Origin of the sequence: Micromonospora sagamiensis, assembly GCF_014680085.1 — a bacterium.
Lineage (GTDB): Bacteria > Actinomycetota > Actinomycetes > Mycobacteriales > Micromonosporaceae > Micromonospora > Micromonospora inyonensis.
Genome location: NZ_AP023438.1, coordinates 3,501,246 through 3,520,856, shown reverse-complemented (window position 1 = coordinate 3,520,856; position 19,611 = coordinate 3,501,246). Strand labels below are relative to the sequence as shown.

Annotated in this window: 19 protein-coding genes and 1 pseudogene; 7 read left to right on the top strand and 13 right to left on the bottom strand. The window is 72.9% G+C overall.

The window, feature by feature from the left end; all coding sequences use genetic code 11:
• Positions 1-14: 14 nt before the first annotated feature.
• From IGA62_RS15520 to pdxH, 6 genes are all read right to left on the bottom strand, one after another.
• Positions 15-1,175 (bottom strand): acyl-CoA dehydrogenase family protein, encoded by a 1,161-nt coding sequence (locus IGA62_RS15520; RefSeq protein ID WP_145822204.1) that lies wholly within the window; start codon positions 1,173-1,175, stop codon positions 15-17.
• A gap of 58 nt (positions 1,176-1,233) precedes the next feature.
• On the bottom strand, positions 1,234-1,539 hold the full coding sequence (locus IGA62_RS15515; protein WP_145820482.1) for a type II toxin-antitoxin system VapB family antitoxin: 306 nt from the start codon (positions 1,537-1,539) through the stop codon (positions 1,234-1,236).
• Positions 1,540-1,686: 147 nt separating this feature from the next.
• Positions 1,687-2,325: a nitroreductase family protein gene (locus IGA62_RS15510; protein WP_145820484.1), complete on the bottom strand. Its 639-nt coding sequence runs from the start codon at positions 2,323-2,325 to the stop codon at positions 1,687-1,689.
• A 48-nt stretch (positions 2,326-2,373) separates the two neighbouring features.
• Positions 2,374-3,303: an aldose 1-epimerase family protein gene (locus IGA62_RS15505; RefSeq protein ID WP_145820486.1), complete on the bottom strand. Its 930-nt coding sequence runs from the start codon at positions 3,301-3,303 to the stop codon at positions 2,374-2,376.
• A gap of 174 nt (positions 3,304-3,477) precedes the next feature.
• Positions 3,478-4,761, bottom strand: a complete 1,284-nt coding sequence (locus IGA62_RS15500) for an MFS transporter (RefSeq protein WP_145822205.1) — start codon at positions 4,759-4,761, stop codon at positions 3,478-3,480.
• Positions 4,762-4,857: 96 nt separating this feature from the next.
• Positions 4,858-5,517, bottom strand: coding sequence for a pyridoxamine 5'-phosphate oxidase (gene pdxH, locus IGA62_RS15495; protein ID WP_145820488.1), 660 nt, complete (start codon positions 5,515-5,517; stop codon positions 4,858-4,860).
• A 249-nt stretch (positions 5,518-5,766) separates the two neighbouring features.
• Between pdxH and IGA62_RS15490 the strand changes: the two genes are divergently transcribed.
• The 4 genes from IGA62_RS15490 (at position 5,767) to IGA62_RS15475 (ending at position 10,662) form a co-directional block, all read left to right on the top strand.
• The gene (locus IGA62_RS15490; protein ID WP_145820491.1) at positions 5,767-6,873 is read left to right on the top strand and encodes a citrate synthase 2; all 1,107 of its coding nucleotides are present in this window, start codon (positions 5,767-5,769) and stop codon (positions 6,871-6,873) included.
• A 270-nt stretch (positions 6,874-7,143) separates the two neighbouring features.
• Positions 7,144-8,271: a phosphoserine transaminase gene (gene serC / locus IGA62_RS15485; RefSeq protein WP_145820493.1), complete on the top strand. Its 1,128-nt coding sequence runs from the start codon at positions 7,144-7,146 to the stop codon at positions 8,269-8,271.
• A 183-nt stretch (positions 8,272-8,454) separates the two neighbouring features.
• Positions 8,455-9,525: a septation protein SepH gene (sepH, locus tag IGA62_RS15480; RefSeq protein WP_145820495.1), complete on the top strand. Its 1,071-nt coding sequence runs from the start codon at positions 8,455-8,457 to the stop codon at positions 9,523-9,525.
• A gap of 150 nt (positions 9,526-9,675) precedes the next feature.
• On the top strand, positions 9,676-10,662 hold the full coding sequence (locus IGA62_RS15475) for an aldo/keto reductase (protein WP_145820497.1): 987 nt from the start codon (positions 9,676-9,678) through the stop codon (positions 10,660-10,662).
• Between the two features lie 30 nt (positions 10,663-10,692).
• Here the strand turns inward: IGA62_RS15475 and IGA62_RS30770 are convergent.
• The 5 genes and pseudogenes from IGA62_RS30770 to IGA62_RS15455 form a co-directional block, all read right to left on the bottom strand.
• Positions 10,693-10,785 (bottom strand): annotated as a pseudogene (locus tag IGA62_RS30770) (RNA 2',3'-cyclic phosphodiesterase); the annotation flags it as partial.
• Positions 10,786-10,801: 16 nt separating this feature from the next.
• Positions 10,802-11,311, bottom strand: a complete 510-nt coding sequence (locus tag IGA62_RS15470) for a hypothetical protein (protein WP_145820499.1) — start codon at positions 11,309-11,311, stop codon at positions 10,802-10,804.
• A 65-nt stretch (positions 11,312-11,376) separates the two neighbouring features.
• Entirely contained in the window at positions 11,377-12,711 is a 1,335-nt protein-coding gene (locus IGA62_RS15465; RefSeq protein WP_145820501.1) for an MFS transporter, read from the bottom strand.
• 60 nt (positions 12,712-12,771) lie between these two features.
• Positions 12,772-13,221 (bottom strand): MarR family winged helix-turn-helix transcriptional regulator, encoded by a 450-nt coding sequence (locus tag IGA62_RS15460; protein ID WP_176737831.1) that lies wholly within the window; start codon positions 13,219-13,221, stop codon positions 12,772-12,774.
• A 114-nt stretch (positions 13,222-13,335) separates the two neighbouring features.
• Positions 13,336-14,814 (bottom strand): NCS2 family permease, encoded by a 1,479-nt coding sequence (locus IGA62_RS15455; protein ID WP_145820503.1) that lies wholly within the window; start codon positions 14,812-14,814, stop codon positions 13,336-13,338.
• 90 nt (positions 14,815-14,904) lie between these two features.
• On the opposite strand from IGA62_RS15455, the gene IGA62_RS15450 reads away from it, so the two are divergent.
• Positions 14,905-15,153, top strand: a complete 249-nt coding sequence (locus tag IGA62_RS15450) for a DUF2530 domain-containing protein (RefSeq protein ID WP_145820505.1) — start codon at positions 14,905-14,907, stop codon at positions 15,151-15,153.
• A gap of 54 nt (positions 15,154-15,207) precedes the next feature.
• On the opposite strand, the gene IGA62_RS15445 is transcribed toward IGA62_RS15450, so the two are convergent.
• A complete protein-coding gene (locus tag IGA62_RS15445) occupies positions 15,208-16,044 on the bottom strand; it encodes a DUF3027 domain-containing protein (protein ID WP_145820507.1) in 837 nt (278 codons plus the stop codon).
• An 88-nt stretch (positions 16,045-16,132) separates the two neighbouring features.
• Here IGA62_RS15445 and IGA62_RS15440 point away from each other — a divergent pair, with 88 nt between their 5' ends.
• Together IGA62_RS15440 and IGA62_RS15435 are read left to right on the top strand one after the other, a co-directional pair.
• The gene (locus IGA62_RS15440) at positions 16,133-17,743 is read left to right on the top strand and encodes an MFS transporter (RefSeq protein WP_145820509.1); all 1,611 of its coding nucleotides are present in this window, start codon (positions 16,133-16,135) and stop codon (positions 17,741-17,743) included.
• The gene (locus IGA62_RS15435; protein ID WP_145820511.1) at positions 17,740-18,435 is read left to right on the top strand and encodes a futalosine hydrolase; all 696 of its coding nucleotides are present in this window, start codon (positions 17,740-17,742) and stop codon (positions 18,433-18,435) included. Before IGA62_RS15440 ends, IGA62_RS15435 begins: the two co-directional genes overlap by 4 nt.
• Here IGA62_RS15435 and IGA62_RS15430 read toward each other — a convergent pair.
• Positions 18,374-19,336: a GNAT family N-acetyltransferase gene (locus IGA62_RS15430; RefSeq protein WP_232624657.1), complete on the bottom strand. Its 963-nt coding sequence runs from the start codon at positions 19,334-19,336 to the stop codon at positions 18,374-18,376. The two genes, IGA62_RS15435 and IGA62_RS15430, sit on opposite strands and share 62 nt — an antisense overlap.
• Positions 19,337-19,611: the final 275 nt, after the last annotated feature.

Sequence of the window (19,611 nt, the reverse complement as noted above, 5' to 3'; positions counted from 1 at the left end):
AGCTGGTCGTCGGCCTAGGTGAAGGCGGAGACGCCGGTCAGCCGCTGGCCGATGACCAGCTGGTGGATCTCCGAGGTGCCCTCGTAGGTGAGCACGCTCTCCAGGTTGTCGCCGTGCCGCATCACCGGGTACTCCCCGGAGACGCCGTTCGCGCCGAGAATCGTCCGGCACTGGCGGGCGATGGCCAGCGCCTCCCGGACGTTGTTGAGCTTGCCGACGCTGACCTGCTCCGGGCGGAGGTCACCGGAGTCCGCCAGCCGGCCGAGGTGCAGGGCGAGCAGGTAGCCCTTCTGCCACTCCACCGCCATGTCGGCGAGCTTGGCCTGGGTGAGCTGGAAGCCGGCGAGCGGTCGACCGAACTGGGTGCGCGTGGTCGCGTACCGCAGGGTGGTCTCCAGGCAGTCCCGGGCCGCACCGAGCGCGCCCCAGACGATGCCGGACCGCGCCTCGGTGAGGCAGCTCAACGGGGCCTTCAACCCGGCCGCCTCCGGCAGCAGCGCGTCCGCCGGGAGCCGGACGTCGTCGAGGGAGATCTCGCCGGTCACCGAGGCGCGCAGCGACATCTTGCGCCGGATCTCCCGGGTGGTCACCCCGGGGGTGTCCAGCGGTACGGCGAACCCGCGCACCCCCTCCTCGGCCCGTGCCCAGATCACCGCCACGTCCGCCACCGGCGCGTTGGTGATCCACATCTTCCCGCCGGTGAGCACCCAGTCGTCGCCGTCCCGGCGGGCCCGGGTCGCCATCGACGCCGGATCGGACCCGTGGTCCGGCTCGGTCAGCCCGAAGCAGCCGATCGCCTCACCGGTCGCCATCGGCGGCAGCCAGCGCTGTTTCTGCTCCTCGCTGCCGTACCGCCAGATCGCGTACATGGCCAGCGAACCCTGCACCGAGACCAGGGACCGCACGCCCGAGTCACCGGCCTCCAGTTCCAGGCAGGCCAGCCCGTACGCGACCGCCGAGGAACCGGCACAGCCGTACCCGGTCAGGTGCATCCCGAGCAGGCCGAGCCGGCCGAACTCCCGGGCCAGCTCGCGGGCGGGCACCTCGCCCCGCTCGTACCAGTCGGCGACGTACGGGCGGACCCGGTCGTCCACGAGCCGGCGCACGACGGCGCGGATCTGCCGCTCCTCCTCGCCGAGCAACGAGTCCAGGTCGAGCAGATCGATGGCGGGCACGCTCATCCCGTCACCCTAAACGACTCCTCAGGCACGCCACGCGACGTCCGCCGCCGCGTTACTCCGAGTGGTCGCTCAGCACGAGCACCCGGGCGTGGATCTGGTTGCGCTGCTGGAGGGCGGCGCGCAGCGCCCGGTGCAGCCCGTCCTCCAGGTAGAGCCCGCCGTTCCACTGCACCACGTGCGGGAAGAGGTCGCCGTAGAAGGTGGAGTCCTCGGCGAGGAGCTTGTCCAGCGCCAACTCCCGCTTGGTGGTGATGAGCTGGTCGAGGCGGAGCGGACGCGGCGGGATCTCGGCCCACTGCTTGAGGGTGAGGTGGTGCTCCGGGTAGGGACGCCCGTCCCGGACCGCTCTGAAGATCACGACGGCACGCTCCCCTCCCCTTGCCGAGCCGGCCGGCACCCGCCAGCCGAGGGCCGCGGCGTGACACCGCGACCCAGCGGTATTCGATGACCTTGCCAGCCTAGCGGCCCCCGCCACTTCGCATTTTGCTCCCTCTTGTCAGTTTCGCTACTCAGCCGCGCCCCCATCAGCCGGAGCGTCCGGCCGCCCCCAGCGTCCCCGGTGCACCACCTCGTCGACCGGGCGACGCCCCCGGCGCAACGACGGTGACCGCTGGTCGGGTGCCCGGTAACCGATGGTGAGCGCACCGATCGGCGTGAACTCCGCCGGGACGTCGAACGCCGCCCGGTACGCGGCGGTGCGCTCCGGCGGGATGCCGAAGAAGCACGCCACCAGCCCCTCGTCCACGGCGGTGAGCAGCATCAACAGCGAGGCGAAGCCGGTGTCGACATACCAGTACGGCACCGGCCAGCGCTCCTCGGCGCGGTCCGTCCAGCCCTTGTCCGGCTCGGCGTACCGGTCGAGGTAGACGGAGCGGTTGGCGTGCGGCACCACGACCAGCGGAGCCCGCCGCATCCCGGTCAGCCAGCGGTCCCGGCCGCCCCGTTCGGGTGTGGCCGCGGTCCAGAACCGCTCCCGGTCGGCCGGGTCCTCCAGGACCAGGAACCCCCAGCCCTGGGCGAAGCCGGCCGACGGCGCGCGGACCGCGTGGTCGAGCAACCGGTCGACCACCTCCGGCGGGACGGGACGGTCCGGGTCGTAGTTGCGCACCATCCGTCGTCGCCGGACGACCTCCGCGAACTCCATGCCGCGCCTCCCTACTCCGTCTGTCGGCTCAGACTCCGGCTGTCTTCCTCAGACTCCGGGCCGGATGCCCCAGGTGCCCCGCCAGGTCTGCCCCGGGGCCAGCGTGATCAGGTCCCGTCCGGAACGGAACGCGTCCGGCGGGCAGGTCATCGGCTCCACCGCCACCGACCGACGGTGCCGCTCGCCGGACAGGGCGTCGCCGGTGAAGACCTGCCACCAGCCGAACTCCGCGTCCGCCCAGAGGCGCACCGCGTCCGCGCCGTCCGGGGCGGCGAGGGTGACCGCCGAAGTGCCGTCGGCGTCCCGGACGACGTCGCCGAAGGTGTTGTCCAGCACCGCGTCCCCGATCGGGCGGGGCACCGTCCAGTCGTACTTCGTGCCGGCCACCGGGGCCGCCCCGACCGGCAGCAGCCGGCCGTCCACCAGCAGCCGGTTGCGGGCGGGCACCCGCATCAGCAGGTCGTCCACGGCCACTCCGGGCAGCCGCAGGTACGGGTGCACGGCGAAGCCGAACGGCGCCGGTTCGGCGGCGAGGTTCGTCACCTCGTGCTCGGCGCGCAGCCCGTCCGTCCCCACGCTCCACCGGCTGCGCAGCCGCAGCGCCCACGGGTATCCCGGGTGCGGCGGCAGGTCGTAACCCACGGTGACCGCGTCGTCGGTCTGCTCGACCACCCGCCACGGCACCCAGTTCACCAGGCCGTGGATGGCGACGTGCCGGCTCGGCTCGGTCAGCGGCAGCGCGCACGAGCGCCCGCCGAAGGTGTACGCGCCGTCCCGGATCCGGTTCGGCCAGGGGGCGAGCACCTGCCCGGCGCACCCGGGGCAGATCTCGTCGGGGCGGTAGCCATCGACGTAGTCGACGCCGTCGCGACGGTACGCCCGCAGCCCACCCCCCACCTCCACGATGACGGCCTCGTGGCCGGCGGCGGCGATGGTCCACTGTGCTCCGGAGGGCGGAGTGGGCTGGGTGGTCTGCATGCCGGCGACCCTAGTGCCTGGACCCGCACCGCGCCCGACGGCTCCACCGCGCCCCGACGACCGCCCACCACGGCGACGATCACGGCCGCGGGCAGCCCCGACCTGTCCGGGCTCAGCACCCCGGTCGCGGCCGCGCCGGCCGCTGCCGCGCTGGTCGCTGCCGCGCCGGTCGCCTCAGGGTTGTCGGCTCCCGGCGACCGGGCCGGTCCGGTAGCGGACCAGGGCGGGGAAACCGACCGCGAGCAGTACGGCCAGCACCGCGGCGGCCAGACCACCGCCGACCCAGGCGACCCCGCTGCCGAGGCCGGCGGCCATCGTCCCGGCCCGCAGGTCGCCCAGGCGGGGCCCACCGGCGACCACCACGGTGTTCACCCCCTGGAGCCGCCCCCGCATCCGGTCCGGCGCGTGCACCAGCAACATCGACTGTCGTAGCACCGCGCTGACCAGGTCGGCGGCGCCGGCCACCGCGAGCAGTCCGACGGCCAGCCAGAGGTGCCCGGCGAGCCCGGCCAGGGCGACCGCCACGCCCCAGCCGACCACCGCGCCGACCAGCGCCAGCCCCTGCCGCCTGATCCGGCCGATCCAGCCGGAGGTCAGCCCGCCGAGCAGCGCCCCGAACGCAATCGCGCTGAACAGCCAGCCGACCGCCGCGCCGCCGCCGAAGCGCTCCTCGGCGACCTCCGGGAAGAGCGCCCGGGGCATGGCGAGGATCATGGCGATCAGGTCGATGGCGAACGACAGCATCAGCACCCGGGTGGTGAACAGGTACCGGAAGCCGTCCACCACGCTGGCCAGCCCCCGCCGACGCGGAGCGCCGTCCGGGTCCGGCTCGGGCGGCAGCGCCGGCAGCCCTCGGGCGGCCCAGATCAACGCGGTGAGCAGCAGGGCGTCCGCCGCGTACGCGATCGGCAACCCGGTGTCGGTGCCCCAGACACCGAAGATCAGCCCGGCGACCATCGGGCCGGCCACCGTGGCCGCGGTGTTGGTGGTGTAGTTCAGCGTGCTCGCCGCCGGCACCAGGTCCAGCGGCACCAACCGGGGCAGCATCGCGCTGCGCGCCGGTGAGGCGATCGCGAACGCGGTGGACTGCACCGCCACCAGGGCCAGCAGCAGCGCCGGACTGCGCGCCCCGAGCAGGGCCTGCACCAGCAGGCCGAGCGTCGCGAGCCAGAGCAGCAGGGAGCCCACCAGCAGCACCTGACGACGGTCCCGGCGGTCCGCCACCACCCCGCCCCAGAGGCCGAAGACCAGCAGCGGCAGGAACGCGGCCACCCCGATCAGCCCGACCCAGAACGAGTCACGGGTCAGCGCGTACATCTCCACCGGCACCGCGACGGCGGTGAACTGGAAGCCGAACATCGCCACGCTGTTGCCGGTCCAGAGCCGCCGGTACGCCGGCACCCGCAGCGGGCGCAGGTCGATCGCCCAGCGCCGGGCGGTGCCCGGCCCGGCCTCCACCCCGGTCGCGGCCTTCACCTCGCCGACCGCCTTCACCCGGTCACGTCCTTCGCATGTGTCACGGCCTCCACCTGCTGGGTCACGCCGTCGCGCGGGTCACGGCGCGAGCCGCTCGACGACCCAGTCGCCCGGTCCGGTACGGCGGTAACGGAACCGGTCGTGCAGCCGGTTGGCCCGCCCCTGCCAGAACTCCACGGCTTCCGGCACGACCCGCAGCCCGCCCCAGTGCGGCGGGGGCGGGATCGGATCGGTGCCGGCGAACCGCTCGGCCACCTCCCGCTGGCGCTCCCTGAGGTAGTTCCGGTCGGGGATCACCTGGGACTGCGGGCTGGTCCAGGCACCGAGTTGCGAGCCGCGCGGCCGGCTGGCGAAGTAGGCCTCCGTCTCGGCCCGGTCCACCGGCACCACGCTCCCGGTGACGGTCACCTGCCGGCCGAGGGCGAACCACGGAAAGACCAGGCTGGCGTACGGGTTGGCCAGGGCCTCCGTCCCCTTGCGGGAGGTGTGGTTGGTGAAGAAGACGAAACCGGCGGGGTCGTACCGCTTGAGCAGTACGGTCCGTCCGCTCGGACGGCCGGCCGCGTCGGCGGTGCCGAGCACCATGGCGGTCGGTTCGGGCAGGCCGGCGGCGGCCACGTCGCGGAACCAACGGTCGAACTGGGTGCACCAGTCGGCCGCCAGATCCGCTCGGGAAAGCCCTTTCTCCTCGGCGTTCCCGACCGGCCCGACATCCGGGACCGCTGTGTCTCCCGTCACGTTCCCCTCCTTCTCGCCTGCCGATACCGTGCCATACGCCGCTGACCAGCAGGTTGTGCCCCGGGTCACCGCCAGGTTGCGGATGGCCACACCGCAGGATGTCGCCTGTAGCACAGTGGTTGCGGGTCGCAAACCCGGTTGTCCACCAGGCAAGATGTTCCGAACGCATCCCTGAGGGTCGCCTACGGCGCCCGGCCGGTTGGCCGGATGAGCCCAGGCGGGCGCACCGAGCAGATCCAAGGAGACGACATGGCCGACTTCAAACCGGGCCTGGAGGGCGTCGTAGCCTTCGAGACCGAGATCGCCGAGCCGGACCGCGAGGGTGGATCGCTGCGCTACCGCGGGGTCGACATCGAGGACCTCATCGGCCAGGTCTCCTTCGGCAACGTCTGGGCACTGCTCGTCGACGGGCGGTTCGGTCCCGGCCTGCCGCCGGCCGAGCCGTTCCCGGTCCCGGTGCACTCCGGTGACATCCGGGTCGACGTGCAGTCCGCCGTGGCGATGCTCGCCCCGTACTGGGGGCTCGACCAGCTCCTCGACATCTCCGACGAGCAGGCCCGCGAGGATCTGGCCCGGGTCTCGGTCACCGCGCTCTCCTTCGTCGCCCAGTCCGCCCGGGGTCTCGGCCTGCCGGCCGTGCCGCAGAAGGAGATCGACAAGGCCTCCACCATCGTCGAGCGGTTCATGAAGCGCTGGCGGGGCGAGCCCGACCCGCGCCACGTCAAGGCCGTCGACGCCTACTTCATCTCCGCCGCCGAGCACGGCATGAACGCCTCCACCTTCACCACCCGGATCGTCGCCTCCACCGGTGCCGACGCCGCCGCCTGCATCTCCTCCGGCATCGGCGCGCTCTCCGGTCCGCTGCACGGCGGTGCCCCCTCCCGGGTGCTGACCATGCTGGAGGCGGTGGAGCGCAGCGGCGACGCCGAGGGCTACGTCAAGAGCGTCCTCGACCGGGGTGAGCGGCTGATGGGCTTCGGCCACCGGGTCTACCGGGCCGAGGACCCGCGGGCTCGGGTGCTCCGCCGTACCGCCCGCGAACTGGGCGCGCCCCGCTTCGAGGTGGCCGAGGCGCTGGAGAAGGCCGCGCTGGCCGAACTCCAGGCCCGCCGTCCGGACCGGGTCCTCGCCACCAACGTCGAGTTCTGGTCGGCCGTGGTGCTCGACTTCGCCGAGGTGCCGGCGCACATGTTCACCTCGATGTTCACCTGCGCCCGGATGGGTGGCTGGAGCGCCCACATCCTCGAGCAGAAGAAGCTCAACCGGCTGGTCCGGCCGTCCGCCCGCTACGTCGGCCACGGTCCGCGCAAGCCGCAGGACGTCGAGGGCTGGACCGCCATCCCGCACGGCGTCTGATCACCGGCCGGCTCACCCCCCGTTGGCTGGTAGGAGGGGTCCCCTGTTACCGCTTTTTGGGTAGCAGGGGACCCCTCCTACCACTTCAGGCGCAACAAACGCGACCAGCGCAGCCGGGTGACCCGCGCTGGGGATGTGGGCAGCGCCTCACCGCCCAAACGACAGACGGAAGAGGTTCCACGCGGGCGTGGATGGGAGGATGAGGGCTCGGCAGCGCCGCCGGAAAACCGCACCCCGGTCAAGTGGCCCACAGAAGGAAGCCTGATCACCGTGGCTGATGTTTCGACCATCCGGATTCCCGACGAGATCAAGCCCGCCGACGGCCGGTTCGGCTGCGGGCCGTCCAAGGTCCGTCCGGCGGCCGTGTCCGCGCTCGCCGACGTCGCGACCAGCTACCTCGGCACCTCGCACCGGCAGAAGACCGTCCGGGACCAGGTCGCCCGGCTGCGTCGCGGTCTCGCCGAGTTCTTCTCCCTCCCCGAGGGGTACGAGGTCGTCATCGGCAACGGCGGCACCACCGCGTTCTGGGAGGTCGCCGCCTTCGGTCTGGTCCGCGACCGGGCGCAGTTCGCCAGCTTCGGCGAGTTCGGGGCGAAGTTCGCCAAGTCGGTCAAGGATGCGCCGTTCCTCGGTGAGCCCACCGTCCGCAAGTCCGAGCCGGGCAGCGCGCCGTCGCTGGTCGCCGAGGCCGGGGTCGATGTCTACGCCACCCCGCACAACGAGACCTCGACCGGTGTGGCCGTGCCGATCGCCCGGGTGGACGGGGCCGACCCGGGATCGCTGCTGCTGGTCGACGCCACCTCCGGCGCCGGCGGTCTGGACGTCAACGTCGGCGAGACCGACGTCTACTACTTCGCCCCGCAGAAGTGCTTCGGCTCCGACGGCGGCCTCTGGATCGCGCTGATGTCGCCGGCCGCGCTGGAGCGGGCCACCGAGATCAAGGGTTCGGGCCGCTACGTCCCGGCCTTCCTCGACCTGGTCACCGCGATCGACAACTCGCGGCTGGAGCAGACCTACAACACCCCGGCGCTGGCCACGATCTTCCTGGCCGCCGAGCAGACCGACTGGATGAACGCGCAGGGCGGGCTCTCCTGGGCCGCCAAGCGCACCGCCGAGAGCGCCGGCACGGTGTACGGCTGGGCCGAGCGGTCCGCCGTCGCGACCCCCTTCGTCACCGACCCGGCGCTGCGCTCCAACGTGGTCGCCACGATCGACTTCGCCGACGGGGTGGACGCCTCGGCGATCGCCAAGGCGCTGCGGGCGAACGGCATCGTGGACACCGAGCCGTACCGCAAGCTCGGCCGCAACCAGCTGCGGGTGGCGCTCTTCCCGGCGGTGGAGCCGGCCGACGTCGAGGCCCTGACCGCCTCGATCGACTACGTCGTGGAGCGGCTCTAGCCGCTATGGTGGGGGGCGTCGCCGACCGGCGGCGTCCCCTGCGACTGTGATCCCTGACCTGCTCAGCCGCGACATGCGGGCGTGGCATCCCCCACCCGCCGTCGGATGGGCGTACCGTGTTGACCAGACGCCCGGGTGGCTGACCCTGGCGTGCGGCCAGCGAAGCGGGACGGAGGCAACGTCATGCGCCCAGTACGCTTCGTCGCCCTCTCCGAGGACGGCCAGGCCCTGGTGCTCGCCGACGAGGTGGGGCGGCTGCTCGCCCTGCCCATCGACGAGCGCGTCACCAACGTGCTGCACGCCGAGCCCGGCGCGCCGCCGTTGACCGTCGCGACCGAGCGGGCTCCCGATCCGATCCCCTCGCTCTCCCCACGGGACATCCAGGCCCGGATCCGCTCCGGCGAGTCCGCCGAGGACGTCGCCCGGATCGCCGGGGTTCCGGTCGACCGGGTCCTCCGGTACGCCGGCCCGGTCCTCCAGGAGCGGGCCATGCTCGCCCAGCACGCCCGCCGCACCCGGCTCAAGGGTGCCGAGAAGCCCACCCCGCTCGCCGAGGTGGTCAACGGTCGGCTGGCCCAGCACGGGATCGACACCGAGAAGATCTCCTGGGACGCGTACCGCCGCGACGACGGCACCTGGCGGATCATCGCCACCTGGCCCTCCGGCAAGGCCACCGCCCAGGCCGTCTGGGATCTCGACAAGACCCGGCAGAACGTCACGCCGCACGACGACATGGCGCAGTACCTCTGCGCCGAGCGGCCCACCCCGATCCTCGGCCAGGAGCCGGCACCGGAGCGGGGCCACGCCCTGCCCGGCCCGTCGCGCGGCGAGCCGAGCCGGGGCGGCCACGGCCTGCCGGCCCCCGTCGAGCGCGCCCGTCCGGGCCGTGACCCGATCCGCGCCGGCCGGGACGCCCTGCTCGCCTCGCTGGACCGACCGCTCGGCTCGACCTCGGGCCGGGGCCTCGAACCGCGTACCCCGGCCGCCCTCGGCGACCAGGAGTCGCCCCGTCAGCGGGCGATCAGCGGTGGCGCGGCGGCCCTGCTCGGTGGTGGCCAGGGTTCGGCGTTCGACGACGACTCGGATGCGCCGAAGGAGGTGCCGGCCGTGCCGTCGCTGGCGGTGCTCCGGCCCCGCCGCACCGGCGCACCCGCCGCCGAGGCTCCCGCCGAGGCCGGCAAGCCGCGCAAGCGGCTGCCGAGCTGGGACGACGTGCTCTTCGGTTCCGGCCCGGCGGCCCGCGAGTCCTCCTGACCCGCTGGTCCCGGCCGGGGCTCGCGCAGCCCAGTCCGACAGGTCCGCTGATCCGGGCGGTTCGGCGATCGGGGTGGCCGCTCACCCGGATCCTCGGCGCGACCGCCCCGGCCCCGGGTGCGGTCACGCCCGCCGTGGCAGGGTGAGCCCATGGAGTACACGAACCTCGGCCGGACCGGCCTGTCGGTGAGCCGGCTCTGCCTGGGCACCATGAACTTCGGACCGCAGACCAGCGAACCCGACAGTTTCGAGATCATGGACCGCGCCCTGGCGCACGGCCTGAACTTCTTCGACACCGCCAACGTCTACGGCTGGCGGACGGGCGAGGGCGTCACCGAGCAGATCATCGGGCGCTGGCTCGCCCAGGGCGGCGGTCGCCGGGAGAAGGTCGTGCTGGCCACCAAGGTCTACGGCAAGATGGGCGACTGGCCGAACGAGCAGGGGCTCTCCGCCCGGCACATCGTCCGGGCCTGTGAGGACTCGCTGCGCCGGCTCCGGACCGACACCATCGACCTGTACCAGATGCACCACATCTCCTGGAGCACCCCGTGGGAGGAGATCTGGCAGGCGATGGAGACCCTGGTCGCCCAGGGCAAGGTGCTCTACGTCGGCTCGTCGAACTTCGCCGGCTGGCACCTGGCCGTCGCGCAGGGCGTCGCCCGGCAGCGCAACTTCCTCGGGCTCGTCTCCGAACAGTGCATCTACAACCTCATGACCCGGCACGCCGAGCTGGAGGTGATCCCGGCCGCGCAGCACCTCGGCCTCGGCATCATCCCCTGGTCGCCGCTGCACGGCGGACTGCTCGCGGGGGTTCTGGCCAAGATGGCCGCCGGCGGGGCGGCGCGCGGCGCGACCGGCCGCGCCGCCGACGCGCTGGCCAACCACCGCGAGACGATCGAGGCGTACGAGCAGCTCTGCGCGGACCTCGGCCACGACCCGGCCGACGTGGCCCTGGGCTGGCTGCTCTCCCGGCAGGGGGTGACCGCGCCGATCATCGGTCCACGTACCGTCGAGCAGCTCGACCGCTCCCTCGGTGCCCTGGCGGTCCGCCTCGACGAGGCGACCGAAGAACGGCTCGACGAGCTCTTCCCGCCGATCGGCAACGGTGGTCCCGCCCCGGAGGCGTGGGCCTGGTGATCTGGCGGGCCGGCCGGAGCGAGCCGGAGCCGCGGCGGCCAGCCCGATCCGCAGCCGGGCGACCTGCGCGGCGAGATCGGCCACCGCCTCCGGCGGCGGGTGGACCGCGACGAAGAGCCTCATCGCTGCCGGTGTCGGGTCACCGGTGTCGTTGGCGGTGGTCGGCGGTGGCCGCCGGCAGCGGCAGTCCGGCGGCGTGCAGCGCCCCCTCGACGCGTACCCGCTCGATCTCCCGGTCCACCCCTTCCAGCTCGGCCAGGTGCTCGGTGACGCCGAGGCACCGGCAGGCCAGTCGGAGCCGGTCGTCGTACGCCTGGATCAGCAGCAGCGGCCAGACGATCGGCCGTCCCCCGCGTCCCAACCGGTAGGCGCGGAGCCGCCACAGGTCGGCGGCGACCTGTTCGAGCGGCCGGCGGTCCGGCCGGTCGAACTCGGTGAGGTCGATGTCGCGGGTGAGGGCGTCGGCGTCGATCGCCCGGTCGAGCTGGGCGATCGTCCGGCGGTCGCGGCGGCGGGCACGCCGACGCGACCAGGCACCGGCGATCCGGTCGAGGCGGTCGTCACCGCAGCACACCAGGGCGACCGCGGCCGGCACACACACCACGAGGAGGATCGCCAGTGCGAGCAGCATCGCCCGACCGACCTCCACGTATCGACGCTAATCCCCCGTGACCCGCTGTGCCAGCGGAATGCCGGGATCCGGTCGGGGACGGTTCACCGCACACCGGCCTCCGCGGGCCACCGCGTCTGGCACCGCCCCCGACCGGCGGTCGGGGGCGAAACGACGTAGAGCCGGGGCAACGGGCGGATCCGCAGCCGGATGCGGGCACCGGAGCGGCGCAGTTGCCAGGTCAGGGCCAGTCCGGCGGCGGTGAGCGAGATCAGCCCACCGGCCCAGATGCTCACCCCGGCACCGTAGGTCTCCGCGACCCAGCCGACGAGCGGCGCGCCGACCGGGTTGGTGCCGAGGAAGACCAGCACCCACAGCGCCATCACCCGGCCCCGGAAGGCGGCGTCGGTGCCGAGCTGGACCCGCTGGTTGGCGGCCTGGGCGAAGAAGATCACGAAGAACCCGGTCGGCAGGAGCAACGCGACGACCAGCCAGTACCCGGGCGCGAGCCCTACCAGGGTGCCGAACACGGAACAGGTGACCGCCGCGCCGAGCACCACCCAGACCGACGGGCGGCTACGCCGTCCGCTTCCGGCCAGCGCACCGGCGAGCGAGCCCACCGCGAGCGTGGTGGTGAACAGGCCGAACGAGGCCGCTCCGGTGTCGAAGACGGTCTTGGCCAGCGCGGCGAGCGTGATCTGGAAGTTGAACAGGCTCATCCCGATGACCGACATCAGGGCCATAGGCAGCAGCAGGTCGGGGCGCTTCGCGACGTAGCGCAGCCCGTCGACCACCTTGGCCGAGTCGCGCTCCTCCATCGGGGGCAGCGCCTCGCGGTACAGCTCGGCGGGATTCATCCGGACCACGTTGGCCAGCGGGGCGAGCGAACTGAGGGCGCTGACCAGGAAGACCGGGCCGACGTCGACGAGGGCGATCGCGACACCGGCGACGGCGGGGCCGATGATCCGGGCGCTGTTGAAGGTGGCCGCCGAGAGCGCGAGCGCGTTCGGCAGCAGCGGCGTGCCGACCAGCTCGGAGACGAACGCCTGCCGGACCGGGGTCTCCACCGCGTTGGCGACGCCCAGCAGGGCGGCGAAGACGTAGACGTGCCAGAGCTGCACCAGGCCGGTGACGACCAGCACGCTCATCCCGAGCGCGAGCACACTCCAGAACGCGTTGGCGACGAATAGGAGCAGGCGCTTGTCGTACCGGTCGGCGAGGCGGCCGGAGAGGAGGGTGAGGAGCAGGACCGGGGCGAACTGGAGCGCGGTGACGATGCCGAGCGCGGTGGCGGAGTCGCCGGAGAGTTCGAGGACGAGCCAGTCCTGGGCGATGAACATCATCCAGACGCCGATCAACTTGATCAGCTGCCCGGACGCGAAGAGCCGGTAGTTACGGATCTGCAGGGACTGGAACATCGTGCTCAGTTTCGTCCGCACGCTCGGTGCGCCTCCTCGGGTACGCGTCATCCAGGGCGGACGGTGCGGACCCGGTGGCGTTCAGCCGCGGGCGAGCCGCTGCAGGATCTCGGCGGCGTGCCGCAGGGTGTCGCGTTCCTCCTCGGTGAGGTCGGCCAGCCGGTTGGCCAGCCACTCGTCGCGGGCCCGCTCGAACTGGTCGAGCACAGCCTGCCCCCCTTCGGTGGCCGCCAGGATGACCTGCCGGCCGTCGGTCGGGTGGGGGGTGCGGCGAACGAGGCCGCGCTCCTCCAACTTCGCGACGATCCTGGTCATCGTCGGCGGTTGTACCCGTTCGACGTCGGCCAGCTCCCGAGGGGTCAGCGCGCCCGCCAGCCGGAGGCTGGTCAGGGCGGAGAGCTGAGTCACCGTGAGGTCACCCACCGGCCGGGCCTGGCGGACCCGCCGGTTGAGTCGGGTGAGCGCATCACGCAGTTGTTGCGCCAGTTGCGTCGGTGCCACGCGTCTCGTCGTCACCGTCCGCTCCGTCACGTTGGTTAGCCTAGCTAATGAGCCAAGCTAACGACATCCGATATGAGCATGCTCACCAGGAGGTTTACCCCCTTCCGACCCGAAACACCCCGAGGCGTCCCGGGCCGGAGCGGGTCACAGGAGGACGGATTCGACCGGCCCTCGCAGGAAGTACACCACGAAGAGGGCGGCCACCCCGTACAGCAGCGGGTGGACCTCCCGGGCCTTGCCCTTCGCCAGCTTCACCACCACGTACGTGATCAGACCCGCGCCGATCCCGTTGGAGATCGAGTAGGTGAAGGGCATCAGCACGATGGTGAGGAACGCCGGGATGGCGATCTCGTAGTCGGTCCAGTCGATGGTCCGCACCGCGGTCATCATCAGGAAGCCGACCACCACCAGCGCCGTCGAGGCCGCCTCGAACGGCACGATCACCACCAGCGGCGCGAGGAACATCGCCAGCAGGAACAGGGCACCGGTGACCAGGTTGGCCGCGCCGGTCCGGGCACCCTCCGCGACACCTGCGGCGCTCTCGATGTACGAGGTGTTGCTGGAGGTGCTGGCCGCACCACCGGCCGCCGCCGCGATCGAGTCGACCAGCAGGATCTCCTTGGCCCGGGGCGGGGTGCCGCGCTCGTCGAGCAGGTCACCCTCCTGACCGACCGCGACCATCGTCCCCATCGTGTCGAAGAAGTCCGTGATCAACAGGGTGAAGACGAACATCAGCACGACCAGCCAACCGGCCCGGCCCCAGGAGTCCAGCACGTTGAAGTTGCCGAGCAGGGAGAGGTCCGGCACGTCCACCACGGTCTTCGGCAGTTCCGGCACGTTGAGCGCCCAGCCCTTCGGGTTGGGCTTGCCGTCGACCACGGACGGTCCGACGTTCGCCACCGCCTCGACCACGATCGCCAGCACGGTGGAGGCGAGGATGCCGATCAGGATCGCGCCCCGCACCTTGCGCACCACCAGCACCAGGGTGACCAGCAGACCGAGCACGAAGACGAGCATCGGCCAGCTCACCAGCTTGCCGCCGATGCCCAACCCGACCGGGACGGTGGTGTTCGCCGCGTCCGGCACCCGGCGGACGAAGCCGGCGTCGACCAGGCCGATGATGGTCAGGAAGAGGCCGATGCCGACGCCGATGGCGGTCTTCATCTGGGTCGGCACCGAGCGGAACACCGCCGTCCGGAGCCCGGTGAGCACCAGCGCGGCGATGATCACACCCTCGATCACCACCAGGCCCATCGCGTCCGCCCAGGTCATCTGCGGTGCGATCTCGTACGCGACCAGCGCGTTCACGCCGAGCCCGGCGGCGAGCGCCAGCGGGAAGCGGCCCACCACGCCCATCAGGAGGGTCATCAGCCCGGCGACCAGCGCGGTCGCCGCCGCCAGGGCGGGAATCGCCAGCTTCTTGCCGTCGCCGTCCACCGCACCGCCGATGATCAGCGGGTTCAGCACCACGATGTAGGCCATCGTGAAGAAGGTGGCGAGACCGCCACGCACCTCGCGGCCCACCGTCGAGCCCCGGGCGGAAATCTCGAAGAACCGGTCGAAGCCATTGCGGGGGCGGGGGGACTCGGAGAGTGTTCCGGTCTCGGGCGACGCTTTGTCCATCGGATCCTCGCAACTGATCTTCCGTCTGTCGGGGCGCATCGTCGCAGATCAGGGGCTACCAGCAAAAGTTGATCGAGGTACGCTTCCCAGGTGCCCAGACAACAGCCACCGCGGCCGGAGCCGCTCGACCCGCCGATGGTGCCCTTCGCCCTCGCCGGGTTGGCGATCTGGGCTGTCGTCGGGCTGGCGCTCCTGGTCTTCTTCCGCGACTGGATCACCACGAACGGTCACGAGAACTGGCTCTGGACCTGCCTGGCCGGTTTCCTGTGGGGGTTCCCCGGTCTGGCGGTGATGATGCGGCACGACGCGAACCGACGACGCCGCCGCACCCACCGCTGAGCTGCGTGCCTCCGGCGGGCCGTCACCGGCCCGGACGGTACCCGCCGCTGCGGGTCAGGAGTGCCCGTACGGCTCCGCCGGCTCGGTCGCCTCCACCGAGCCCGGGGCCCGGCTCACCGACATCTCCTCCACCGCACTGTCGTCGTAGATGGTGGGCAGCTCGTCGACCTGGGACTCGGGTGCGTCGGCCAGGGCCTCGGAGTGTGCACCGCACCCGTGGTCGGCACTGACCACCCGACCGTCGTCCGGGGCGTAGAAGTTGCCGCAGGCGCCGAAGGACTGCCGCAGCGCCCCGGCCAGCGGGAGGTAGAACCCGCACGAGGCGCAGCGGGCTGCGGCGGGAGCGGCGACCGAGATCGCCGCACCGGGACCGTGGTCACCGTCGTACCAACGCTGAGCGGTGTCCATCCGCCCCTCACGGGAGAAGACCCGGGTACGGCCGAGCCCCAGTTCCCAGGCGGACTCCTCGATCGCCGGGTCGTCGGAGAGCAGGTAGCCCGGAGCCAGGCGCTCGTCATCCGGCGGGGTGGGCAGCAGGTCGCCGGGGCCGAGGTCGCCCGGCTGGAGCCGCTCCTGCCAGGGGAGCCAGCCCGGGGCGAGCAGCGCGTCCGGGCCGGGCAGCAGGACGGTCTCGCAGATCGTCACGTTACGGCTGCGCGGGACCCGGGTGACGGTCACCGCCCAGCGCCAACCCCGGTAGCCCGAAAGCCGGCACTCGAAGTAGTGAGTGACGATCCGGTCCCCCTCGGCGACAGCCTTGAGGTGGTCGCCGACGTCCGAGGGCTCCACCTCGGTGATGCCTTCGCGGGCCACCTCGACGGCGGCGGCGCAGACCTGGTCGAGGCGGACACGGGTGGAGGCGGGCCTGGTCACCTGTCCATTGTCCCCCATGCACGTCGCCGGCCGACAGGGACTCCCCGACACACGTCTTCCCGGGCAGATGCGGCGACGGTCCGGGCGATGGGCAAGGATGGGGAACATGCCGCTGTTCTCCCGCTCCGGACGGTCCGTCCTCGGGACGACCGTCGGTACGGGCGTCCGCACCACCCGCAGGCTCCTCCGCGGGTCGGTCAACGGCGGTCGGTGGATGGGACGGCGGTTCGGTCTGGCCAGGGCCCGCAGCGCCGGGGGCGAGGTCGGCATGATCCGCCTCTTCGACCTGCACGCCGTCTCGTGCGCCGGGGACACCCTGATCGCCATCGGCCTGGCCGGAACGATCTTCTTCAACGTGCCGCTCGGCGAGGCCCGCAGCAAGGTCGCCCTCTACCTGCTGGTGACGATGGTGCCGTTCGCGATGCTGGCACCGGTGGTCGGGCCACTGCTCGACCATTTCCGGCACGGCCGGCGCTACGCTCTCGCGGCCACCATGCTGGGCCGGGCCTTCCTGGCCTGGATGATCTCCGACTACATCCACGGCTTCGGGCTCTACCCGGCGGCGTTCGGGGTGCTCGCCCTCTCCCGCGCGTACGGGGTGGCCCGTTCCGCGGCCGTGCCCCGGTTGCTTCCCGAAGGGCTCGGCCTCTCCCAGGTCGGCGCGCGGGCCAGCGTCTACGGCACGGTCGCCGGCGGCCTGGTCGCCCCGATCGGGCTGGCCGCGTTCTGGTTCGGCCCGCAGTGGCCGCTCCGGGTCGCGTCCCTCATCTTCCTGGCCGGCATGGTGATCGCCCTGCGCCTGCCGCCCCGTGCCGACTCCGAGCCACCGGAACGGGTGCCCCGCCCGTTGCGCCGGGCGTTCGGCCGCGACGGTGAACGACCGCTGGGCCGTGGCGGCCCGGCCGGCCGACTGGTGCTGGCCACGCTGATCGGCGCCGCCACCCTCCGCGCCGTGTACGGCTTCCTGCTGCTCTTCCTCGCCTTCGCGATCAAGGCCGGCGACCTGACCACCGTGCTCCTCGGCCGGGATCTCGGGGACGAGGTCGCCCTCGGCCTGGTCGGCGCGGCGCTGGCCCTGGGCACCTTCCTGGCCACCGCCGTCGGCACCCGCCTCCACATCCACCACCCGGCGCTGATCCAGTCCAGCGGCATGGTCATCGTGGCCGGGGTGGCGGTGCTCGCCACGATCCGGTTCTCCCTGGCGATGGTGGCCGCGCTCTGCCTGGTGGCCGCCCTGACCAGCGGTGTCGCCAAGCTCGCCGTTGACGCGTCGATCCAGGAACGTATCCCGGAGCGACTGCGGGCCAGCTCCTTCGCCCACTCCGAGACGGTGTTGATGCTCGCCTTCGTGGCCGGCGGCGGCCTCGGACTGGTCCCCTTCGACGGGCGGATCGGCATCGGCGTGGCTGCCGCCGTCGGCACGCTCGCCGCCCTCCGGGGCATGCTCGTCACCCGCCGGCTACGCGGCGAACGCCTGCTCGGCCGCCCCGTCGGCGACGACGAACTCGTCGACCCCGCCCCCGCCGACGCCACCGACGCCACCGGCCCCTCGGCTCCCGCTCCCGCACCTCCGCCCGCACCCGCACGGTCCCCCGCGCCCACCGCGCCGGAGGACGAGCGGCTGGTGCCGCCCGGCTTCCACCTCTACCGCCCCTCGTCGTCGGCCGACCGCTCGGAGGACGAGGACCGCCAGGACTCCCAGGGGCCGGTGGCATGACGGGTCTGCTCGTGGTCACTGCGGTGCCCGCCGAGGCGGAGGCGGTCCGTACCGGCCTGACCGACCCGACGGCGACGGTCGTCCCGGTCGGCGTCGGACCGGCCGTGGCGGGGGCGGCCACCGCACGTCTGCTGGCGCTCGCCGAGGCCGCCGGACGCCCGTACGGTGGCGTGGTCAGCGCCGGCGTGGCCGGTGGCTTCGCCCACCGGGTGGCGGTCGGCGGGACCGTGCTCGCCGGCCGCAGCCTCGCGGCGGACCTGGGTGCGGAGTCGCCGGAGGGGTTCATCCCGATCGACGAGCTGGGCATGTCTCCCGAGCAGCTCGGCGGCGCGGTCGCGGTCACGGCGGATCCGGCCCTGCTCGCTGCCCTGCGGTCGGCGCTCCCGGACGCGGTGGTCGGGACGGTGCTGACCGTCAGCACCGTGACCGGCACCGCCGCCAGCACCCGGGCCCTCGCCGACCGGCACCCCGACGCGGTGGCCGAGGCGATGGAGGGGTACGCCGTGGCGGTCGCCGCCGCCCAGGCCGGGCTCCCCTTCGTCGAACTCAGGACGATCTCCAACCCGATCGGGCCCCGCGACCGGGGCGCGTGGCGTCTCCGGGAAGCACTCACCGCCCTGGGCTCGGCGGCTACGGCCCTCGACGCCCTGGGGTCGGCGGCCCTCGACGCCCGGCGGACCGACAGAACCTGAGCGCCCGCGGCCTGGTCCACCCCATCTGGAAGTCGCAGGCGTGCAGGAATGCGATCTCACCGCCCTCGGCAACCGCGTGGACCGTGCCGATCCCGGCCCGATCCATCTCCGCCGTGAGGAAGGTGACCAGCCGCCGACCGATGCCCTGCCCGCGCAGGCCGGGCGCGACCAGCACCCCGTCCAGCACCAGCTCCCGCTCGTCCCGGCCGACATGGGCCAACAACAGGTCGACGCTGCGCTCGTGGGCCCGCAGCTCCCCCACCAGATCCCCGTCGGGCAGCTCGGCGACCAACCGCCACGCGGTGGCGGGCAGGCCGGCACCGTCCCGCCGGTAACGGATCTGCTGGAGGATCCGGTCGATCTCACGCCGCCGGTCTCGACGACGCCGGTCGAGGTCGTAGGTCGCCGGGGGCACCGGCAACGGCCACCGCTCCGGCGGCAGGTTGTACCAGTCCGCCCACCAGGCCCCCGGCCAGTCCTTCAGGCTGCGGACCTCCCGCACGTCGAGGTGGGCGGGGTAGTGCCGGTCCGCGCCGTCCCGCCATCCGTCGTGCGGCACGGCCGGGACCGCCGCCGGTCGTTCCCCACCCGCGACGCCGACCGCCACCTCGCCCCCGGCCGCACGGACCAGCCGCTCGACCGTACGGAACCGTGGTTCCGCCGCCTCGCCCGACTCGATCCGGGCCACGGTGCTCTTCGGCACCCCGGCTCGCGCGGCCAGCTCGCGCTGGCTCAGATCCGCACGACGGCGTAGGGCGCGCAGCACCGCCCCGAGCTCGACACCCGCCCCGGCCCGTCCGACCCCGGCCCCGACTCCCGCCCCGGCCCCGGCGTCGGCTTTCGCCCTGCCCGTCAGCGGCTCCCCAGTCGGGCCGTCCGGGATCACCGCACGCTCAGTCACACCCTGATCGTCCGAAAGCTCGCCGCCGTTCTCAACAACCTCCGCACTCCTGTGGACAAGCCTGTGGACAACTCTCCCCGGGGGTGGAGGTGGTACCCGGTCGAGCCCTTTCGAGCTGCCCCGTCTGTGCGTCCATGCCCCATCGACAGATGCCCGTACGTGGCGCGGTTCCCACAGGTGCCCCGTCTGTGCGGGCAGCTCCAAAGCGCGCCAAGGGGCATGTCGCCGAGGAGCAGGGACCTACCATCCGGACCAACCGACAGCCCCGCCGAGGG